We start from the raw sequence: 21,348 nt of genomic DNA on the forward strand, positions 1-21,348 counted from the left end.
ACGATCACACTTCACAAAAATGAAATAACAGGATCCCACCAAATCAGCTTGCCGCAGTATTGACCTGGCAGCGCGCTAACGATAAAAGACAGGCGATCCCCTTGCTCGACCCTCACCTGCAGCCGGTGCTCACACTGCTCCTGCCCGCCGCCTACTTCCTGCCATTCCGACTGCAGCGGCCATATTTTTTCGCTGTTATGGCGAATTTGAATCGCGGCCCGCTCCTCCCCGGCCGCTTCGACCAAGCGAATGCCGCTGCCGCTCACGACAATGACCTCTCCTGCCTTCGGAGCCGTCCAGCTCCGCACTGCCTGCTCTCCATGCTTGCCGGAAGCCGCCAAATAGCGGTGCAGGGCGGTGCCCGAGGCCGGATTTAACCAGCCATTGCGCTCGCTGTCATAGGTTAACGGCCGCTGCTGCGCCTCCGGCCGCTCAGCTGCCGCATCTGCCAGCTCTTCATAACGCCACCCGCGCTGCGCATGCTTATCTGAGCTGAAATCAGCCGAACTGATGAATAAATCGTCGCTTCCCCCGTTAATAACGGCCTTCCCGACCTGCACATGCAAGCTGCGCAGCGCCGCATCGTAGAGCCGATGCTCCGGATCCAGCATCCGGTCCATTCCGCTGCCCCAGTCCCCGGCATCGCCGGATGCATAGGAGAATACCAGCATCCCAGCACAATGCGGATCCGCTTTTGTCATCGCATAGAAATGGAGCAGGTTTTCAATCAGCGCTGACGGAGCGCTGTCTTTGGTTTCATTTGTAAATCCCCAGACGATATGCCATACCGCCGCCCCGGCAGGCAGCAGCTGCTTCAATTTCTCATGCAAATAGCCATATAAGAAAAAATCCCATTTTTTATATACATCGTAAGCGCCGTCCGTTATAAACTCGTAATAGCTGCTGCCCGCTGCAGCGATCGGATAGCCGAATGCCTCCGGAGCAAGCTCCAGTGCCGTCAGGCAGGCCATCACTTTTTTATGCGGATATTGCCTCCTGATCATGCGGGTCACATCGCGGAAATCATCCTCGCGTACCCCGTTCCAATAGGGTTCATCAAAATAAAAGCCGAGCAGCAGCTCCTCATACGGCTGCAGCAGCTCCCTGCACTGCATCCAGCGCTGGAGCCAGTCTTCCTGCCGCCGCCCGGATGCAAGGATACTTTGCTGACCGCCGCAGAAGAAGCAATCCGCTACGCTAATGATGAAGCGGCAGCGCCGGGCAGCCAGCCAGTCAAGCATCCGCTTCAGATCATCCGGCTCATGACGGGAGTTGATCAGCATCACATTGCTGTTGCCAAGCTCGGCAAGCGGGGCAAAATGCCAAGGCGTGCCCGAGGGAAAGCCATCCCCATGATAATAGCCAAAATATTGCTGTTGAACGGTCATCATCTGCTCCTTCTAACGATTTTCTTCAATCGCCTTTTTATTCGTTTCATCCCAAATTTGCTTTCCGCCCTTGCTTAGCCATGCATCAACAAAGCTGGTCCAGTCACTGTCCAAATTTTTCGACTTGGCGATCATTTTGACAATCGCTTCCTGCGCCAGGTCCCCTGTCGTCTTGCCAAGCTCCGGCGCCAGAACAGATGGATCTATGAACATCCCGTACAGCGGATCCGGATTCGAATGCTCGATGCCTTCGCGCCCAACCTGCAGCACCTGTTCCTTATTTGGCGTGGTGTCCGGAATAAAGCCCGAGTCCCAGGTGATGAGCGTTTTCAATCTGGCTGTTCCATCCACATCGGTAAGGCTCTTCTGGTTACCGTCCTCGCCCTTCTCAAGCAAGCTAATCAATTTGTCGCCTTCTTTTTTATAATGGACACCCTCGATCCCTGAGCGCATCAGCATAATTCCTTCATCGGAGGCAAGATAATCGAGCAATTCCAGCGCTTTGGCTTGCTTCTCCGGACTGCTCTGATTGTTGATAAACGTGAACAGCCAGTAATTTCCGAATCCGTCAAGCCTTTTCTGTCCGTCTTTGCCGGTCATAATGCCGCCATAGGTGAATAAGGTTTTCGGATCTTTGCCGGGATACGCTTTTTTAAACTTTTCGTAGATTGTGTTGTAGAAGCTTCCGCCATTTTTAAAGATGATGCCTACTTTGCCGGAAATAAATTTCTCAAGCAATTGATCGCCATTGTTGATCATAAATTCCGGATCCATTATTTTTTCGTCATACATTTGCTTCAGGAAAGCAACGGCCTCTTTCATTTCATCCTGAATAATTTCCGGGACCCATTGATCGGAAGCCTTGCGGTAACGGTCCGAGCTTGTGCCAAAGGCATTGAAGATCGGGTAATGCCACCATAAGCCGCCATCTGCTGAGGAATAGCCATACGTATCCGCCTTGTTGTTGCCGTCCGGATCTTTTTCTGTGAACGCCTTGGCTACTTCATAAAACTCATCGATCGTCTTCGGCACCTGTAAGCCCAGCTTATCGAGCCAGTCTTGGCGAACATACATGACATGATCGTTATACACCGGATTATCGACTTCGAAATAAGCGCTTACCGGCAGGCCGTAATGCTTCCCGCCTGTCGCAGCTTTATAAAGATCAAATCGTTTCAGCATTTTATCCAGATTGGGATATTTCGCGGATACATCGCTAAGCGGCAGCAAAAAGCCTTCTTTGATCCAAGTCTGATACTGCTCCATCTTGCTGATGCCGTCGCCGAAAAAGATATCGGCCAGCTCGCCGGACGCAATCATGACATTAAGCTTGTCATTGTAATTGTTATATGGAGAAGACAGCACCTTTAATTTAATATTCAGCTTTTCCTGCAGCACTTTATAGATTGGATCATCATCTGATTTGGCAATTCTTTCACAGTCAAAGCACATGATCGACAATTCAACAGGTGCTTCTTTGGTTACTGCAGATGTGCCGCCTTTGTCCTCCGGTTCCTTTACGTTCTGCTGCGAGCATCCTGCGACTATTGATGCAAATAACGCCGCAGCCGCCAGCCATAATGTCATCCGCTTTATTGTTCTTGGCATTGTGTCCACCCTTTCAATATCTGCTGTAGTCGTACTTGCTAGCCTTTCAAGGAGCCGATCATCACCCCCTTGACGAAATATTTCTGGATAAACGGATAGATCGCCAATATCGGAATGACTGATATGATCACGACAGCCATTTTGATCGAATCGCCCAACAGGTAGCTTTCACTGACATAACCCGTCTGCCTGGTCAGCTCTGTGTTGTTGTCAACGAGTATGTCGCGCAATATGAGGGCGAGAGGCCACATATCCTGATCATTCAAAAACAGCATCGCCGTAAACCAGTTATTCCACTGACCGACTGCGATGAATAACCCGATTGTCGCCAGCACCGGAACCGATAAGGGGAGGATTAATGTAAATAAAATGCGGAAGTAGCCTGCCCCGTCAATCATGGCCGATTCTTCAAGCTCTTTCGGCAAATTATCCATAAATGATTTCATTACAATCATATTATAGGTGCTGATTGCTGCCGGGAGGATCATCACGAGCAAATTATCAATCAATCCCAAATTTTTAATGAGCAAATAATACGGAATAAGCCCGCCGCCAAAAAACATGGTCACAATAATCATAATAATAATCACATTGCGGCCCGGCAGTTCTTTAATGGTTAAGGCGTACGACGTCATCGCGGTAATCAGCAATTGATACAAAGTACCGCCGACTGTGACAAAGACGGAGACGTAGATCCCTTTTAACAGCCCGCCATTGGAAAAAACATATTTATATGCTTCCAGCGATATTGTCTGCGGAAACAGATGAAGACCTGACTGGATCGCTTCATCGTATGACATCACCGATCGCACCAACACATGCCAGAACGGATAGAGCATAACGATCGAGATTATCAGCAGCACGGTATAGTTCGCCAGATCAAACAGCTTCTCGCCTTTGCTTCGGCTGATTTGCATTTGTTCCACACTCCAATTCAATAAATTCCAATGCCGCTGATCCGTTTGGACAATTTGTTCACCGAGAACAGCAGAACAAAGTTAATGACGTTCAAAAACAGTCCGACCGCAGTCGCCATACTGAATTTTCCTTCACCGATGCCTGTACGGTAAATATACGTATCAATCGTATCGCCCACATCATAGACCATCGGGTTATACAGGTTGAATACTTGATCGAATCCGCCCGCCATCATGCTGCCCATCGTCAATATAAGCAAAATGGAGATTGTCGGCGCGATGCCCGGTAAAGTGATATGCCATGTTTGCCGCCACCGGCTCGCCCCGTCCATCACCGATGCTTCATACAACTCCGGCGAGATGCCCGATATCGCAGCGAAATAAATGATTGTGCTCCATCCGACCTCTTTCCAGATGCCGGTCGTAACCAGCAGAGGACGAAACAGATCGCTATTGGTCAAAAAGTCAATTTTTTCGGTGCCGAACCAGACGATCACATTGTTAACGATGCCATCATCGACCGATAAGAGAGCGGTTACAATTCCGGCAATCGTTACCCATGAAATAAAATGAGGCAAATAAATGATCGTCTGTACGGTCCGCTTGAACAAGCGCACCCGCACCTCATTCAGCAGCAGCGCCAAAATAATCGGAGCCGGAAATCCCCAAATGAGCTTCAGGACATTAATGTATACGGTGTTGAACATAACCTCCCAAAACTTATCCAAGCCGAAAATGGTATGAAAATGATCGAGTCCGGTCCAGGGGCTTCCCATAATGCCTTTTGACAGCATATAATCCTTGAAAGCGATTATAATTCCGTACATCGGAAAATAACAAAAGATGATGTAAAACAGCGCCGCCGGAAGCAGCATGGCATAAATGGCTTTGAAGTACCATATGCGATGAAATAGTGTTTTTTTTGTTATAAGCATAACCCGTACCCTCCGCAAGTTGCTCTTAATCTGGCCTCACATTCATTGTACGGATGCCGGCAGCAGAAAAACATGGGGTTTTATGAGGCGTTTTTGTAGTTATGTTAGGCAGAGAGAATATGTCGTATAAAAACACAACAGGCGCCCCCTGTTATCTAAGATAACTTTGGGGCGCCTTAGATCACACAAAAATGAAATTTTATAGTTGCAATAAACCTCTTTGCTTGCGGTAGGCGGCAGGAGAAATCTGTTTATGCTTTTTAAACAACTTGCTGAAATGAAAGTAATCGTCATATCCGACTTTCTCGCTTATTTCATGTACGGTCAGCGCCCCTTCTCTCAGCAGTTCAGCCGCCTTCTCCATCCTCACCCCGACGAGACGGCTCGTAAAGGACTCTCCGGTTTCCTGCTTGAATAACTGGCTTAAATAACTGGCATTCAAATGATATTGCTTCGCGAATTCGCCAATTAACAGTTTGCGCTGATAGCTGCTCTCGATCTCAGCCAGCATCTCTTGAATCATCGTGTTGGAAGAGCTTTTTCTTGGCGGCGGATCGTGCAGCCATTCCCGCTGACGAAGCAGGTCCAGCAGTACATCCAGCCATTCCTGCATACTGGCAAAAGCGACCGCCAGCTCCTGCTCGCTCAGCGCATTGCCGATCGTCATATCAAATTCAGCTGCATGGCTGTCATAGAGTTGCGAGGCTCGCAGCTGCATGGCGGTTTGAATCATGCTGATTCCCTCGACATTAAGGCGGGAAGGCGGCGTGCGCAATTGGCCGGCAATCTCGATGAGCTGCTGCAGATCGGCATCCATAATCCGTTTCATCCGCGCTTCAAACCAGAACCCTGATTGCTTGCTGTAGCATGCAATGCCGCGCTTTCCGGTCACAAACTCGTGGATTGCCATCGTTTCCGCTTGGCGGAAAGCATCGCGCAGCAGCTTCAACCGCTGAGCGGGTCTGCTTACTCCGATCTGTACGTGATGTTCAGCTGCCTGCTCCCGTAACGAATAAAGGAGGCGACGCAGTCTGGGCACGGAAAACGGCATGCCATTGTTATTATTTATAATACAGGCCCATTTCCGGCTGCCGAGCCGAACGGCAAGCAATGATAGCTCCGTCCAGCGAGACTGCAATTTGCCCAGCTGTTCGGCGACACAGGTATCCGCCCCTTCCTGCGTTCTAATGATAACAATGCGATAATCGATATGGTCCAGCTTCAAGCCGCATGCTTCCAGCTTGCGCCGAATGTCCGTTTCGGCAAGCCGTTGTTCCAGCAGCTCGACAAAGCTTCGGCTTCTCTCCCATTCAGCGGCAGCAAGTTCTTTCACCTGCTGTTCGGCCAGGCGCGCTGCCACCCGCTGCAGCGTCGCGATCAGCTCCGCCTTTTTTACCGGCTTCAAAATATAATCAAAGGCGCCCAGCTTTATCGCCTCCTGTGCATAGCCGAAATCATCATATGCGCTAATAAATACCGTCACTGCAGCCGGCTGCAGCTTGCGGCTAATATGGCGTAACAGCGCCAGCCCGTCCATGCCCGGCATGCGAATATCGCTTATAATGACGTCAGGCTTCAACGACTGGGCAATTACTTCCGCCTCTGTACCTGAGAAGGCCTCTCCCGCAATGCGGAATCCATGCTGCTCCCAATCAATGAGCCTGCGCAGATCCTTCAAGATCCATTGTTCATCATCCACTAGCAGGACGGTGTACATCGCCAATTCCTTCTTTCTCATGAGGTATTGCCATTATGATGGCTGTTCCTGCATTTTCCCAGCTTTTAATAGACAAGCCAGCCTGCTCCCCATAATACAATTTCAGCCGCTTGTTAATATTGCCGAGGCCGATACTCCGTTTATCGTGCGCGAGCCCGACCATATCATAAGAGGCAGCCAGCGCTGCATTGATAGCCGCAACCTTTTGCCTGCTCATCCCCCTGCCATTATCGAGCACACAAATATAAACCGTGTTTCCTTTAGAGGCCGCATCAACTTTAATGATTCCTCTACCTGATTTTTGCTCCACACCGTGAAAAATCGCATTTTCCACTAGCGGCTGAATAAGCAACTTCAAAATTTTGCATGGATGCAGTTGTTGTTCAACATGAATAATCATTTTGATTCGCGAACCGAAGCGGGCTTTCTGGATCTGCAGATAACTTTCCAAATACTGTAACTCATCAGCAACCGTAACAAACTCTTCATCACGGGCGCAATAGCGGAAATAATCGACCAAATGGTCAATCACCCCGGCCGCCTCATCTGTTGAATTCGACAGCGTCATCCCCCGCAAAGTATGCAGCGTATTATACAAAAAATGGGCGTTGATTTGCGATTGCAAATTGTTCAGCTCAAATTGCTTTTTTTCCAGCTCGGTCTCAAATAACGCTTGCTGCATAGCCGCCTGCCGGCTCGTTAACTCGCCAAGCTCCTTCATCATTTTATTAAAGTGGACCGCCATCCGCGTAATTTCATTCTTCTCGGAAAATCGCACCTTGGAGTTCAGATCGCCGGAAGCCGCTTGAGCGAAGGCATCGATCAATTTATTGATCGGCCGCGTAATGACAATATTGAAAAACAGCGTAATAAACACAACGGCAATAAATACAATAGCGACAATAACTGTCATGTAAGATTTGAAAACATCGCTCTGGGCAAAAAGACGATCCGCCTGAATGTCCGCCACTAATTTCCACCCGGCCTTGTTAACAGAACTGACCTTTATCAGATGCGATACGCCATCGATCATTACGAGCGGCTCGCGCTCTTGCGAGTCCGCAGCACCGCCGCGGAAATAATCCGCCTGCAAAAACTTCCTGTTCATTTGCTCATTCGTTGAAACGATAACCCGATTTTCGCCATCTACAATATAAATTTCCGCATCCTGCAGTTGGCTGTCTCCAATAATACTGCTCAATCTGCTGCTATCCAGAAGAAGTACGCCGACACCCATCTGCTGCAAATAATTGGATTCAATCACCGTCTTCACACGCCGCATCGCCAAATAGACATCATCCTTACCATCACTGCGAATAATCGGGCCGAAAAGATGAAGCTCGCCAATGCGCATCGATTTGTTCTGCACAAATTGCTTGATAATAGGATCGATCTCCTTGCGCAGCGAGAATGAAGAAGTATTGTAAACGCTTCCGTTTTGATCAACCCAATAGATGCCCTGAATCGATTGATTGGTCTCCAAATAAGCGTTCAGATGATTTTGAATACGGGTGAATTTGACCCAGTTCGCCTCATCCGCCTGATGGATGCTTTGCAAGCTTTTACTCAGAAAGACCGACTTGGAAATCGCATTAATTTCATCGAAATATTCCTCGATGCGGCTATTTACTTGAGTGAACAATATATCCACCGAATTAGACATGCTTTGTTTGGTATTGTGATAGTTGATGCTGTAAGCTATTACACCGACAAGTACAAGCGGAACGACCGAAATGAGCACATTGAACAGTACCATCTGAATTCTTAACTTATAACGTACAAAGACCGCCCCCTTGCCTGAAATTGGATGTACACCCAGAAACTGCTCGAAGGAGCTAAGGAGTTAGCCCCTTTTTGCTCCTTATTGCTTTCCACCTATTATAACGTTTCTGCATTATGATACAATCCAACAATCTCAATAACTTCCACTTCAGCGATCCGTTTTGGCCCTTCCATCATGAAGCCGGTAACGCCGGGTTTCATTTTTGCCAAATGAACCTCTCTTCTCATTTCCGGAAACAAAATCCACATCGTTGCCGTACCGGCAGGCGGGACCGGATAAGAACGATCGCGAATGACCTTTCCCGCCGCTTCCTCAAACTCAGGATGGATTGCATAGATTCTATCCATACCGGCATCATCTCCGGCATAAGCGAAATCACAGCGCAAGCCCTGATAAACCGGTGTTTTTCTGCCGCCCTCCTCCGCACTGTAAATCCGGTACTTCACTCTGAAGTCAGGCTGATGCTTTCTCACTTCAGCATACGGTATCCACATTTCACACTCCTCCTCCAGCTTGATCACTAATACAATACCCCTGCTCCAGCTCAATCTCACGAAAACCGGCCATAGCTGCAGCTTCATACCCGATGCTAGCGGTGCTGGCCATAAGCAGCATATTCCGCCTCCCCTCGGCTGGAAGTGCAAAAGCTTTCGCAAATGGAAAAGCGGCAAGCAGCGTTGTATAAATCGCAGCAATTAACGGATCATGCGCCGACCTGCCGAAGAGATTCAAAATGATCGCTCCTCCCGGCGCAAGCTTTTGCGCTGACATCCGGAAAAACTCCTTAGTTACAAGATGGAGCGGCGTGCCTGCGCTCGTAAAAGCATCTACCACAACAAAATCAAATTGCCCATCCGCTTCCTGTGTAAGCCGCTCTCGCCCATCGCCTATAACAACATTATTGTGACGATAGTGGAAATACGCTTTACTTAAAGCGGCTACTTGTTCATCAAGCTCGGCAACAATGAACCGCTTTTCTTCATAATTACGCGCAATCGTGCCAATGCCATGGCCGATCATAAAAGCTTTGGCAAAAAAAGGGCGATTATAGTCCAGCAAATGAATGATCGCCCGCGGGTATTCCAGCACAATCCGCTCTGGACAGCGCACATTAAGCGCTCCCTGAATTGCATCTGCAGAAAATTGTAAAAACCGATATTTTCCTAGTTTTCCATCCATCTGATTTGCCTCGTAAACGGTCAATTCCTGATAAGTGCTCGTAATCTTCACGATTTGATGCAAGATGAATACTCCTTTTTTGAAATATGTATAAAAAGAGGTCTTTCCCTTCAATCATGGGGAAAAACCTCTTTTAAATCAAGCAGCTACGTCGCGCTTGTTGAAGATATACCACGTCAGGGCGATAAACACGACATAATAGCCGCCCAGCACGCCAAGCGAGAAGCCTAATGAATGCTCGCCCGGCGGCACTTCGCTGATAAATTTCGTCAAATTCAAATGCAGGAACAGGAGATAGTCCACCCATTCGTACTTGAGGAATGACAAAATTCCGGCGACCGTATTTCCGGCAAGCAGCATAAACAAGGAAAGCCCGATCGCCAGCCCGCCGCTGCGGAAGACCGTAGACAGCATGAACGCCATCGTCACAACAACAATCAGGCTAATAAACTGGTACATATAGTACAGCATCATATAAGCTAACGGCGGAATATCCCGCTGTACTCCGAACACCTCGCTGACGACCCCTGCACTGCTGTCATTGCCGAACAGCAGCATATTAAGCAATAGGGTCAAAACAAATAGTAAAATCGCTTGTACAACGGCAAACAGCAACAGCGATATATATTTGGACAGCAAAATTTTCGAACGGCTCCATGGGCGAATCAGCAGCAGCTTAATGGTCCCTGAAGTAAACTCGCCAGCTACGCTGTCAGCGGAAACGACTACTGTGAAAATGGTTATGAACGAGAACAATATGGAAGATTCAATGTTCATCATCAACCAATTGTTCAGATCCTCTCCACCGACAAACTTGGCGATAATCGAAATCCCCAGTACGAGAGCAGCCAATATGGAGAGCATGACCCATGTCCGCGCACGGCGGTAAATCTTCATATTTTCATTGCCAACCAATTGCAGAAAATCAAACATTCGGCGTCCCTCCCGTCATTTCGAGGAACTGATCTTCCAACGATTTACCCTGCACTTTAATGCCGTAAACTTTAATCCCGCCATGCACAAGCGCTGCATTAATCGCGGCTACCGTTTCGCGGTCAGCCTCTACTGCCACCGCCTCGCCATCGCGCTGTATGGAGTAGTTCTCCGCAAGCAGACGAATCGCCTCCTCATGTTTGTCCACATCAAACAATACACGAGCTGCCGCGGTTTCCTTCGTCCCCTCCGTATGAATCGGGCGCACATCAATCAGCTTGCCGCTCTGAATAATCGCAACCCGGTCGCACATGAGCTCCATCTCGGACAAGAGATGGCTGGAGACAAATATAGTAATGCCTTCCTCGCGCGTCAATTTGCGCAAATAATCGCGTAATTCACGAATCCCCGCCGGGTCCAGACCATTCGTAGGCTCGTCCAAAATAAGCAGCGACGGCTTATGCATAATCGCTTGCGCGACACCAAGCCGTTGACGCATGCCGAGCGAGTATGTCTTCACTTTATCGTGGATGCGTTCGCGCAGGCCGACCAGTTCGACAACCTCATCGATGCGCTGTCTTGATATGCCGGGCACCATACGTGAGAAATGCAGCAAATTTTGATAGCCAGTCAAATATTTGTACATTTCAGGATTTTCGACAATAGCCCCTACATGACGGATCGCCTGCTCGAATTGTTTGCGGATGCTGTGCCCCCGAATGATGACATCTCCGTCCGTTAGCTTCATAAGACCGACCATCATCCGGATGGTAGTCGTCTTGCCAGAGCCGTTGGGACCTAGAAAGCCAAATACTTCGGCTTTCGGAAGATCAAGCGTAAGGTGATCAATAATAGTTCGCTTGCCGATTACTTTGGTCACATTTTGCAATCGAACTACAGGTTCGCTGTGCAGCTCCATTATTTACCTCCCTGTTTCATTTCTATATAGGCTTCTTATCAATCTTATCAATTATACAGAAACAAGGAAACAGATGGTAGCTGCTTTAAAAGAATTTTAAGTTCCAGTTGGCCTACAGCGAAACTGCAAGCGGCCATGCTTCTGCAGACGAATACATGGAAGTGTCAGGATTGAAGCCGGAGTTCCCTTCCTTTTTCTTGGGAAGCAGCTCTGTCCGCGCACTCGCCAGCTCAGAAAAATCTTTATCCATTAATGTCTGAGCGCAATGCCCGCAACAACCGAGCGGATGTATAATACGATAAAAACCGGTACGAAACACAATATGCGCCTGCTCGAAACTTAATAATTGAAAGCAGCATACGCAACAAAAACGCTCCTTCTCCTTCTGCATTGCGACTCCCTCCTTTAAAACCGATTGCAATACTATCTGTATCGGTAAAACCAAAGAATGATACGTAACGTATCAAAATCAATTTTTAGCCTATGATAAATTTAACTTGTTGTCAACAACTTAGGGTGCCGTACAAGAAAGCCCCCGCTTCCTGTACGGCACCTCCCCCTTATTGTTTGCTAACTCTCATTTTTGGGCCGGTATGCTCCCTATTGCAGAATCAGCTCCCGCATCGGAGAAGGACCAAAGCAACCCATGGCGTCCGTCAGCCTCGGCGACAAAGCAGGGCTGTACCCATTGAAACACGCCGTACTGGCCGCGAAAACTTAAGGTCACCTCGACCTGCACGACATTTGACAGCTCTTCCGACTGGTCGTCCATCTTCCAGCTTGCCAGTTGTTTCTCCTCTCCGATTGTAAAATCAAACGTCTTGACCCCAATATCCTGCATCATGAGCCGGGCACGCATTTGAATATACCCCGCTTTATCGAATCGTTCCTGCATAAGCGGATGAAACAGTTCCCACGAGCTCCCAAAATCGCCAGACTGCTCGGCTGCATAAAACTGCCTTACAACAGAAATTGCCTGCTGTCCTTCTTCCGGCACTGCGGCGGCAAAAAAATCGCTATTGTTCATCCAGGTCATTCCGAGCACAGCAAGTACAAGCAGCAAAATCGCCACCCAGCCGACCGATAACTTACGGCGGCGTCTAATTCGTACCATCTATGCGCCCCCTTGTCCATAACAGCTATTACACCATATGTATAAAATCGAGGTTTTAGACGCATTCTATTATTAGATACAAAACGTAGCGGAAATTGTCTTTAAACCGGCGATACACAACGTAACATCCCGGCTCTTTTTCATTTTCCAGTAAAAAATGCGACATTTTGTTTCATCGAATGCAATCGAAAGCGTTTCGTATTAATATGAAGAATGTAATCGCTATTTAGGAGGCTTTATATGAACATGGGTAGCCGCATTGCGAAGTTAAGGGAGGATCGGGGGTGGACTCAGGAACAAACAGCCGCATCTCTTGGTATTTCTCGCGCTGCTTTGTCCCATTATGAGAAAAACCGCAGAGAGCCGGATTCCGCGACATTATCCAAATTCGCCGACCTATTCCATGTCTCTGTCGATTACCTAGTCGGTCGCAAAATAGCTTCACCAGCCGGTGACCCTATTTATGTACTTGTAGACCAACTGGAATTATCTGATGAACAATCGCTCAAAAAATTTAGACTCACGATAGACGGCAGACAGCTAACGCTTGAAGAAGTAAGACGATTCATTGCTTTTGTCCGTGCCGAAAGAATGATGGAATAGCATACCCTGTCGAGTAACAACTACTAACCGCAAACGGTGTCGAATCACCTCCTTGGCTTATCGACTATTATACCTAACCCACCATGCAAATACTGTCGAAGACTGCTGGCCGTTCGTGTCCTATTTTGTCGTCTTCGGTCTTTCTTCCATTTTATTCCCCAAAAGCCCTGGCGTTTCATGTATAATGACTACTGTTACTATACTTGAACAAAAGGGAGTGGAATTATTGTCTGGCAAAACCACTAAAAAGCGGCTGGCCGCCGCTTCACTATCTGCTTTTTTGTTAACGGGCGCTTTAATCCCTGCCGGTGCATTCGCAGCCGCCCAGGAGGGCTCGCAGCCTGCTATTTCCGCCGAAAGCGCTGAAGTGAACAAGACGGCAGCAGCCGCTGCCCATAACGCCGCTAATCCGTTTCGTATCGTGGCGATCGGCGATTCGATTACAGTGGGCTATGAGCTTGGCATGAATGAAAAGACTGTTCCATACGGCTATGCTGACCGTTTGTACGAGCAAGCGCTTTATTACAGTGCAGCGGAAATACAAAATTTCGGCATACTCGGCCTCAAATCTTCCGGCTTGCAAAATTGGCTGGCCGCAGCGGAGAATAATCAGTCCATCACTCCTGACGAAGTACAGCAAGGCATTACTAAATACCCAAACGCAGCTGAAACGATCGGCAAAACGCAAGGGCTGCACAAAGCGATCCAAGAGGCCGATCTTATTGCGATGACAATCGGCGGCAACGATTTTCTCTCTCTTTTCGACGAAATGGGGGAGCGCACGTTTAGCTCCGAGGAGCTAACGTCTGTTTTGACCGAAAGATTAGAAGGCTACATATCTTCTCTGCACGAAGCGCTGCTTTCGATCGCGGCGATTAATCCCAATGCCGGCATCGTCCTAACCGACCAGTATTTGCCGATTCCTAAACCTTCCGCACTGATCAAAGTATTTTCCGATGAGCAATATGCCGTCTTAAAAGCCGGAGTCACTCAGCTCAGCGATAAAGTAACCGAATTAGTCGACAGCTTGGCCAAAGAGGGACTCGATGTGCGCGTTGCCAACATTTCCAACTCATTTGCCGGCAATGAGCTTTTATACACCTCGATTATGAAAAAGGACAGCCATCCTAGTCAGGCCGGCTATGAAGCGATCGGTGAAGCCTTCGCCGCCGCCATTTGGGGCAGCTCCCGCAAGCCGGCCGCATTGGCGGCAGACGTGCCGCTGCGCGTTGTCGTCAATGGGAAGGATGTCAACGGGACGAATAAGCCCATAGTCAAAAACGGCACAACGTTCTTGCCGATGCGCGACATTGCGGGCGTGCTTGGCGCGAATTTAAAATGGGACAATAAATCGCAAACTGCAACCATTATCGCCGGCGACAAGACGGTCGCCTTCACAATCGGCGCCAAAACAATGAAAGTGAACGGCCAATCCGTACCGCTGGAGACACCTGCCTATCTGGAGAAGACCGGCAAAAATGCCGCGACCTATTTGCCGCTTGCCGCATTATCTCGCGGCCTTGACTATCAGGTTATTTATCGCAGCTCGATCAAAACGGCCTTTATCAATTCATAAGAACAGAAAAGAAACCGTTTCTTTGGGGCCATGACGGCGCTTGCGCCTTCATGCTTACCAAGAAACGGTTTCGTTGTTTATTTTGCCCGCAATCCATCCTGCAGCAAAGCCGAAACATAGCTCGCTATCGCTTCTTTGCTTGGAGGGTCGCTATGAACCGGCCATTCCGTCGATAGAGCAACATAGATTTTCAGCATAATGACCGCTGTCATCGTCGGGTCTACCTGGCGGAGCTCCCGCTTCTCGATCGCAGCCACCACTTGCTCGCGCAAAAACGACAATATCGTCTGCTCCAGCCGCTCTATTCCGGCTCTGGCTGCCGGCGTGCCGACATCGCGCACCTCCTGCGACAATTTGACGATGAGTTCATGCTTTTCGCTGAATTGCAGCAGCTCGTGCAAGGCTGTGGTCAAATTGGCAAAGAAAGTCCGCTCAGGATCGATGCTTCTTTGGGCAATCCAGCGCAATTCACCGATCAACTGATCCATAATTTCATCAAACAGCTCTTCTTTCGTCGTAAAGAATGTATAGATCGTCCCTTTGCCGACCGATGCAATCTTCGATACGAGCTCCATCGTAGTCGCCTTATAACCGAACATTGTGAACGATTGCGAGGCCGCTTCTACAATTTGCTGCCTGCGGTCAACTGATTTCCTCGTCCGTTCCGCCATTCCCTCTGCCACTCCCGACCATAACTAAAATTTATAATCCTTCTCCAGCGTTTGCAGCTGCCGCAAAGCCATTCCTGTCCAGCGATGCATGCGATCAAGCGCGGCTAACTCCTTGTGCAAGGCTTGCTTCAATGACTCCTTATAATCCGGGATTTCCCCTGCATATGGCTCAATGTCGCGGAAAGGAATGTTAGTCTTCTCCGTGTAGGACAGCGCCCGCCGCTCATGAAAAAACGGCACGTCCGGCTCGTACGGGTGATGCAGATCTCCTTGGTCGGGATGCTTCCTTACCGCCAATATTTTCACTAAGGCGCGCGCATTGCTAAGCTCCAGCACTTCAGCTATGTATTCCCCAGTCTTATTGTGTACAATGACCTTTTCACCCGGCTCGGGCTGATATTTGCCATGATGACTTCTTTCCATTTCCTTCACACTCCTCACCCATCCTTCTCCCATTAGAATAAAGAATTTAATCTTCAATCGCAAGCAAGCCCAGCGCTTTGACATTTTATTGCGCAATACAGAACTTTTTTCCACTCTGTCTCGTCTGAATATTGCAGCCGCCAAAGCTGCGCCGTTATTGGGATTCCCCAAGTTTCAGTACGGTCTTTAACTAAATTTTATGGACGGTTCCCCTGAAAGTGAGCCAATAGTGACATTTGAAACCTTGTTTTAAGTGTTTTCTCATCGTAATATGGTAGTAGAGACAAGCGCGGGATTTTGAAGACTTCGGCAGAAGTTGTCCTATAAAATGAAGCAGGTGAGATAAATGCGCAAAAAACGAGTGCTGTTGCTTTCGGAAGGATTCGGTTCCGGCCATACCCAGGCAGCATATGCGCTGGCCGTCGGTCTTCGCGAGCTGGATCCGAGCGTAAGAACGCGTGTGATCGAGCTTGGCAAATTTCTTAACCCGGTGCTGGGCCCGATGATTATGAACGCTTACCGCAAGACGGTTAGCAAGCAACCAAAGCTTGTCGGCATGGTTTATCGCAGGCAGTATAAGAAATCGCTAAACCGGCTGACCCAGCTAGCGCTGCACCGGTTATTTTATACGCACACCTCGCAGGTCATTGCACAGCTCAAGCCTGACCTGATCGTCTGTACCCATCCAATGCCCAATGCCGTTGTATCGCGGCTCAAGCGGCTCGGCCTTGATGTGCCGCTTTATACGCTGATTACCGATTATGACGCGCATGGCACTTGGACGAGTCCGGAAGTGAACAAATATTTAGTTTCCACACCTGTCGTGAAAAAGAAATTGACCGACAGAGGCATTCCTGACAGCCGGATCGAGGTGACGGGCATCCCCGTTCATCCGAACTTCTGGAAGGAGCATGACCGGTCCGAAATCCAGAAGCAATTCGATCTGAAATCGATGCCTACCGTATTGATAATGGGCGGCGGCTGGGGAATAATGTATAGCGATAATTTGCTGGATTACATGACACGCTGGCGGGAGCAAATCCAGCTCATTTACTGTGTCGGCAACAACGAGCGCTCCCGCGAGAAGCTGCTGGCCGATCCGAATTACCAGCATCCTAATATCCGGGTTATCGGATTTACGAAGGAAATCAGCAAATTGATGGATGCTTCCGATTTGCTTGTCACCAAGCCTGGAGGCATGACCTGTACCGAAGGACTAAGCAAAGGCATCCCTATGCTCTTCTATGAGCCGATCCCGGGTCAAGAGGAAGAGAATTGCGAGCACTTTGTACAAAGCGGCTTCGGCGAGATGCTGACCTCTACCGCCATCATTGACAAATGGTTCTCTATTATCCAAGAGCCTTACGCTTCGGTTCAGTATAGACGCGATCTTATGATCAAGCGCAATCAGCAGTACAATCCAACCCAATGTTCTCGTGCCGTCCTGCAGCTGATGCAGTGACGGCTTTTCCCCTTTTTGTTGAATAGCTCCTTGCACTTATGGCAACGTTACGAAGTAGTTTCTATTTCGGAGGTGCACCAATGGATAGTAAGGCGAAGGACGGAAAAACGATTATTGTGCGGGTCGAGCTTGATCCCGAGCGCGCCCCTTTTGGCAGTGCTGCTACTGCCATTGAACAGGCGGGCGGCGATATTATCGCCATCGATGTGATTCAAACGGGCAAGGGCGGAGTGACCATTCGCGATTTGACCATCAAAATTGCCGAAGCTGCCGCGGCAGACCGTATCGCCCAAGCGCTTGGCACCCTTGCAGGCGTTCGCTTGATCAACATTTCCGACCGCACCTTTCTCCTTCATCTCGGCGGTAAAATTACAATTCAGCCCAAAACCCCCATCCAAAACCGTGATGACCTTTCTCGTGTCTATACCCCTGAGGTCGCCCGTGTCTGCGAGGCAATCTATGAGGATCCGGCCAAAGCCTTCACCTTAACAATTAAACGGGGAACCGTCGCCGTCGTCTCTGACGGCAGCGCTGTGCTGGGGCTCGGAAACATCGGGCCATATGCCGCGATGCCGGTGATGGAAGGCAAAGCGATGCTATTCAAGCAGTTTGCCGATATTGACGCTTTCCCAATCTGTCTGGATACACAGGATACCGAACAAATTATCGCGATTGTAAAAGCGATCGCACCCCCATTTGGCGGCATTAATCTGGAGGATATTTCCTCGCCGCGCTGCTTTGAAATCGAACACCGGCTGCAGCAGGAGCTCGATATTCCGATTTTTCATGACGACCAGCACGGCACAGCCGTCGTGATATACGCCGGGCTGCTCAATGCGCTGCGGCTTACCGGACGCAGTCTTGCCGAGGCGCGGATCGTCATATGCGGCATCGGAGCAGCGGGCACTGCCTGCACAAAAATGCTGCTGGCTGGCGGCGCAAAGCATATCGTCGGCGTCGATCGCCAGGGCATTCTGCATTCTGGGATGACTTATACGAATGCTATATGGCAATGGTATGCGGAGCACACCAATCCGGAAGGGCTTCAGGGCGGCCTGGCGGAAGCGCTGAGGGACGCTGATGTCTTTATCGGACTATCTGCCGGGGGAGTGCTGAAGCGCAGCCATATTGAAGCTATGGCGGCCCGGCCGATCGTCTTTGCTATGGCCAATCCCGAGCCGGAAATTCGTCCCGAAGAAGCTGAGGATCTCGTCGCAGTCTTCGCTACCGGGCGTTCCGATTATCCGAACCAGATCAACAATGTGCTCTGTTTTCCCGGCATCTTCCGCGGCGCCCTTGATTGCCGGGCAAGCCGCATCACAGAACGGATGAAACTGGCCGCCGCCGAAGCGATTGCCGGTGTGATCAGCCAGGAGGAATTGAGTCCATATTACATTATTCCAAGTGTGTTCAATCAGCGGATCGTCGAGGAAGTCAGGAAGCGCGTCGTGCAAGCGGCGATCGAAAGCGGCGTCGCCCGCCGCCAGCCGCGGGAATAACGTTTCGCGGACAAGGCCGGCACTTGCCCCAAGAGGGGTGTGCTTCACGCTTCTAGCGGACAACTGGAGGTCATGCGGGCCTACGATCCGCTATATTGTCAAACCTGGTTCATTCGGAGGTTTCGCGGACACACGATCCGTTATTTGCTGATTTTGCCTAGTTTTCGCGTCGTTTTGAAGCAAATAACGGAACCACGGTCCGCAAACACGCCAATTAGCTGTTTTGTTCACAGATAACGGATCCACGGTCCGCTCAGGGCCGCTTCGTTCATGATCAACGAAATCTAACGGATGTCACGGCCGCTATTTTCAAAAATTCGACCGATTTGAAATTGTAACGGAACTGTGCGACGCTATTTGGTGATCAGGAGTACGATTTCGGCCAAAAACGTCCCATTAAGATCGCTCATTTCCGTCTTAGATTTCAAAAAGGAAGGTAATTGGCGAAATAACGGCTGTAGCTTCCGTTAGAGGAAACCGCTTTGCCGGTCACCCACTTTCAGAGCTTTAGCCCCCTGAACTCCGGCGGATTAGAAGAAAAAACTTGGTGATAGTGCTGCAAAGGACGCCGTCAGGCGTTTTTCTTATGTGCTAAAGCAAAGGATGGAGCAGAAAGTTTAGTTCTGCTCCATCCTTTGCTGAAAAATTCGTTTTACAGAGCGCTGCCGCCGAACATAAAGCGATATTCCCAGTGCTTTCCGGCGATGGAATCAATCCGGACACCGCCAGAGTCCTTCGAGTATGTATGAATAATTTGGCCGTCGCCGAGGTAGATGCCGACATGTGTAATCGTCGCCTTCGACTTGTTTACACCGTTATAGGAAGTTGCACTCGTGCCTTTGTATGACATAAAGAACATCAAGTCGCCGCGCTTCAAATTCCGCCAATTGGTTTGAATGCCGCCCTTCTTTTTCACATAATCCCCTTGCTGGCGCGAATCGGAAGGCAATGTAATTCCCGCCCCGTCTATGAAGGCTCTTCGTACAAAATCAGAGCAGTCAAACGTTTTCGTTGAATTTCGGTCTGAACCATATTCGTAAGGGGTGCCTAAATATTTGTGTCCCGCCTTTATAATCGCTTCAATTTTTGAACTGCTGTTTACTGGCGGCTTAACATTTCCATTGCCCGCATTGCCGTTTGAGCCGCTGCCGCCGGGTGAAGTATTACCATTGTTCACTTTGATATACTTCGCATCGCTGCTCACATACCCGCGTACGCCGTTAGCATCCGCAATCTCGTACCAATAGGAGTTCGGCTGTCCGAGGATGGTTACTGCTTCCCCTTTGGACAAATAGCGGATTCTTGCTCCGCTCACAGAAGCCGACTTACGGAACGATACCGACGATACGGCTGTCGCATTGGCGGAGTTACCCGGCTTTGCTGGAGCAACCTCGGTTATATTCCCTCCTACTGTTATATATTTATCGCTTGTTGAGACATAACCTGTTTGTCCATTCTGGTCCTGCACCTGATACCAATACGAATTGACTTCCTTTAATACTGTTACATCCTCGCCTTTGGACAAATAACGCATCACCTTGGAATCTGTAGACGGTCCTTCGCGGAAACTGACCGAAGCCTTGATCTCCCCCGTTTGCTGCGCAGCCTCCGTAATAGCCGGTAAAGAAATGGATGCTGCCAGGATTGATGCGAGCGTCATTGCCATAAGCTTGTTTTTCATGCTGTAACCTCCATTGATGTGGTCAGGATCGGTATCCCATTTTGTCGACAGAGGATGGATGTTTGCCGGGGCTACCTTTCCATATGTCATTGTAGAGATTAAGCTGGCCGAAAACCTATCGAACTCCCGTCCCAATTTCCTTGCCAACAATTAGTTATATGGTACTGATGGGAGCTGGTGTTCCCATTCCAAAAAGCGTCTTCCCTGCCATTCACAACTTTATGGAACCATTGGCATATCTTGCTTTGGGTACCCTTTCATTCCCTATCAAAAATATCCCAATAGCGGGACTAATGTCCTATCCAATATCTGCCGGAGCATAGTGGAGGTAATTTGTACCATTGACAAGCAAAAAGCCCTCCGTACCGCTTTGCAGCGGCACGAAGGGCTCCGTCTCTTCCAAGCTATGGTCTTTCCGGCTGGTGTGCGCCGTCCTGTTCGTTTGCGGAATTCAAGTCGCTTCCGCAGGACAAGCAAAATTTCGAATTCAGTTCATTTTCGGCCATGCAGTTGCTGCAGATGACGCGAATTTCGCCAAAAGTCGTATCTGTCTTCACTTCCTCAGTCAGCTGAGCGCCGCAATCCGGGCAAAAACGTGCATCCAGCGGTACAACCTTGCCACAGGAGCAGCTTTTTTCGAAGCGAATATTTTTGATTCGCTCCTCAAGCATTTGAATTTCAACCTGAAGCTCATCCAGCTCCTTTAAGAAGCCTGCCACCTCAGCCTCGGACTCATCGCTTCCGCCGGCCTGATGGGCACGATACACCGATTCGCCGATATTCAAATACAAGTCGTCCATTTCCTTTTCCTTGCTGGATATTTGCGATTTCAACTTTGTAATTTCGACAGTTTGCTGCGCTTTCTTGGCAGCATCCGACGCGCTTTGCTTTACTTTATCAAAAAAGGACATGAGATCGACTCCTTCGCATCTGATAATTC

General features: G+C 49.2%; 20 protein-coding genes. 4 read left to right on the forward strand and 16 right to left on the reverse strand.

The annotated features are described in order from the left end of the window. Positions 1-11: 11 nt before the first annotated feature. From ACFQ0N_RS20530 to ACFQ0N_RS20585, 12 genes are all read right to left on the reverse strand, one after another. A complete protein-coding gene (locus tag ACFQ0N_RS20530) occupies positions 12-1,391 on the reverse strand; it encodes a hypothetical protein (RefSeq protein WP_379329621.1) in 1,380 nt (459 codons plus the stop codon). Positions 1,392-1,400: 9 nt separating this feature from the next. Then, positions 1,401-2,996 carry an extracellular solute-binding protein gene (locus ACFQ0N_RS20535; protein WP_379329623.1) on the reverse strand — a complete coding sequence of 532 codons (1,596 nt, stop codon included), beginning with the start codon at positions 2,994-2,996 and terminating at the stop codon, positions 1,401-1,403. Positions 2,997-3,034: 38 nt separating this feature from the next. Next, positions 3,035-3,913: a carbohydrate ABC transporter permease gene (locus ACFQ0N_RS20540; RefSeq protein ID WP_379329625.1), complete on the reverse strand. Its 879-nt coding sequence runs from the start codon at positions 3,911-3,913 to the stop codon at positions 3,035-3,037. A gap of 17 nt (positions 3,914-3,930) precedes the next feature. After that, the gene (locus tag ACFQ0N_RS20545; RefSeq protein WP_379329627.1) at positions 3,931-4,848 is read right to left on the reverse strand and encodes an ABC transporter permease; all 918 of its coding nucleotides are present in this window, start codon (positions 4,846-4,848) and stop codon (positions 3,931-3,933) included. Between the two features lie 199 nt (positions 4,849-5,047). Then, entirely contained in the window at positions 5,048-6,565 is a 1,518-nt protein-coding gene (locus ACFQ0N_RS20550; protein WP_379329629.1) for a response regulator, read from the reverse strand. Further along, positions 6,540-8,321: a cache domain-containing sensor histidine kinase gene (locus ACFQ0N_RS20555; RefSeq protein WP_379329631.1), complete on the reverse strand. Its 1,782-nt coding sequence runs from the start codon at positions 8,319-8,321 to the stop codon at positions 6,540-6,542. Before ACFQ0N_RS20555 ends, ACFQ0N_RS20550 begins: the two co-directional genes overlap by 26 nt. Before the next feature lie 122 nt (positions 8,322-8,443). Then, the gene (locus tag ACFQ0N_RS20560) at positions 8,444-8,842 is read right to left on the reverse strand and encodes a hypothetical protein (protein ID WP_379329633.1); all 399 of its coding nucleotides are present in this window, start codon (positions 8,840-8,842) and stop codon (positions 8,444-8,446) included. Between the two features lies 1 nt (position 8,843). Beyond that, positions 8,844-9,590, reverse strand: coding sequence for a spermidine synthase (locus tag ACFQ0N_RS20565; protein WP_379329635.1), 747 nt, complete (start codon positions 9,588-9,590; stop codon positions 8,844-8,846). A gap of 75 nt (positions 9,591-9,665) precedes the next feature. Then, positions 9,666-10,460 carry an ABC transporter permease gene (locus ACFQ0N_RS20570; RefSeq protein WP_379329637.1) on the reverse strand — a complete coding sequence of 265 codons (795 nt, stop codon included), beginning with the start codon at positions 10,458-10,460 and terminating at the stop codon, positions 9,666-9,668. Further along, positions 10,453-11,379 carry an ABC transporter ATP-binding protein gene (locus tag ACFQ0N_RS20575; protein WP_379329639.1) on the reverse strand — a complete coding sequence of 309 codons (927 nt, stop codon included), beginning with the start codon at positions 11,377-11,379 and terminating at the stop codon, positions 10,453-10,455. Before ACFQ0N_RS20575 ends, ACFQ0N_RS20570 begins: the two co-directional genes overlap by 8 nt. Positions 11,380-11,491: 112 nt before the next feature. Then, the gene (locus ACFQ0N_RS20580; protein WP_379329642.1) at positions 11,492-11,770 is read right to left on the reverse strand and encodes a hypothetical protein; all 279 of its coding nucleotides are present in this window, start codon (positions 11,768-11,770) and stop codon (positions 11,492-11,494) included. A gap of 186 nt (positions 11,771-11,956) precedes the next feature. Further along, entirely contained in the window at positions 11,957-12,493 is a 537-nt protein-coding gene (locus ACFQ0N_RS20585; RefSeq protein WP_379329644.1) for a hypothetical protein, read from the reverse strand. Positions 12,494-12,733: 240 nt separating this feature from the next. On the opposite strand from ACFQ0N_RS20585, the gene ACFQ0N_RS20590 reads away from it, so the two are divergent. Next, positions 12,734-13,096 (forward strand): helix-turn-helix domain-containing protein, encoded by a 363-nt coding sequence (locus ACFQ0N_RS20590; RefSeq protein ID WP_379329646.1) that lies wholly within the window; start codon positions 12,734-12,736, stop codon positions 13,094-13,096. A 226-nt stretch (positions 13,097-13,322) separates the two neighbouring features. Continuing rightward, positions 13,323-14,672, forward strand: coding sequence for an SGNH/GDSL hydrolase family protein (locus tag ACFQ0N_RS20595; RefSeq protein WP_379329648.1), 1,350 nt, complete (start codon positions 13,323-13,325; stop codon positions 14,670-14,672). A 77-nt stretch (positions 14,673-14,749) separates the two neighbouring features. Here ACFQ0N_RS20595 and ACFQ0N_RS20600 read toward each other — a convergent pair whose 3' ends face one another. Together ACFQ0N_RS20600 and kapB are read right to left on the reverse strand one after the other, a co-directional pair. Continuing rightward, positions 14,750-15,343: a TetR/AcrR family transcriptional regulator gene (locus ACFQ0N_RS20600; protein ID WP_379329650.1), complete on the reverse strand. Its 594-nt coding sequence runs from the start codon at positions 15,341-15,343 to the stop codon at positions 14,750-14,752. 24 nt (positions 15,344-15,367) lie between these two features. After that, positions 15,368-15,766 (reverse strand): kinase-associated lipoprotein KapB, encoded by a 399-nt coding sequence (gene kapB, locus ACFQ0N_RS20605; protein WP_379329652.1) that lies wholly within the window; start codon positions 15,764-15,766, stop codon positions 15,368-15,370. A gap of 346 nt (positions 15,767-16,112) precedes the next feature. On the opposite strand from kapB, the gene ACFQ0N_RS20610 reads away from it, so the two are divergent. Both ACFQ0N_RS20610 and ACFQ0N_RS20615 read left to right on the forward strand, forming a co-directional pair. Beyond that, on the forward strand, positions 16,113-17,228 hold the full coding sequence (locus tag ACFQ0N_RS20610; RefSeq protein WP_379329654.1) for an MGDG synthase family glycosyltransferase: 1,116 nt from the start codon (positions 16,113-16,115) through the stop codon (positions 17,226-17,228). Positions 17,229-17,308: 80 nt separating this feature from the next. Then, entirely contained in the window at positions 17,309-18,727 is a 1,419-nt protein-coding gene (locus ACFQ0N_RS20615; RefSeq protein WP_379329656.1) for an NAD-dependent malic enzyme, read from the forward strand. Between the two features lie 652 nt (positions 18,728-19,379). Here ACFQ0N_RS20615 and ACFQ0N_RS20620 read toward each other — a convergent pair. Further along, entirely contained in the window at positions 19,380-20,408 is a 1,029-nt protein-coding gene (locus tag ACFQ0N_RS20620) for a C40 family peptidase (protein ID WP_379329658.1), read from the reverse strand. A gap of 404 nt (positions 20,409-20,812) precedes the next feature. Continuing rightward, the gene (locus tag ACFQ0N_RS20625; protein WP_379329660.1) at positions 20,813-21,319 is read right to left on the reverse strand and encodes a zinc ribbon domain-containing protein; all 507 of its coding nucleotides are present in this window, start codon (positions 21,317-21,319) and stop codon (positions 20,813-20,815) included. Positions 21,320-21,348: the final 29 nt, after the last annotated feature.

Source organism: Paenibacillus sp. GCM10027626 (genome assembly GCF_042676285.1).
GTDB lineage: Bacteria > Bacillota > Bacilli > Paenibacillales > Paenibacillaceae > Paenibacillus_Z.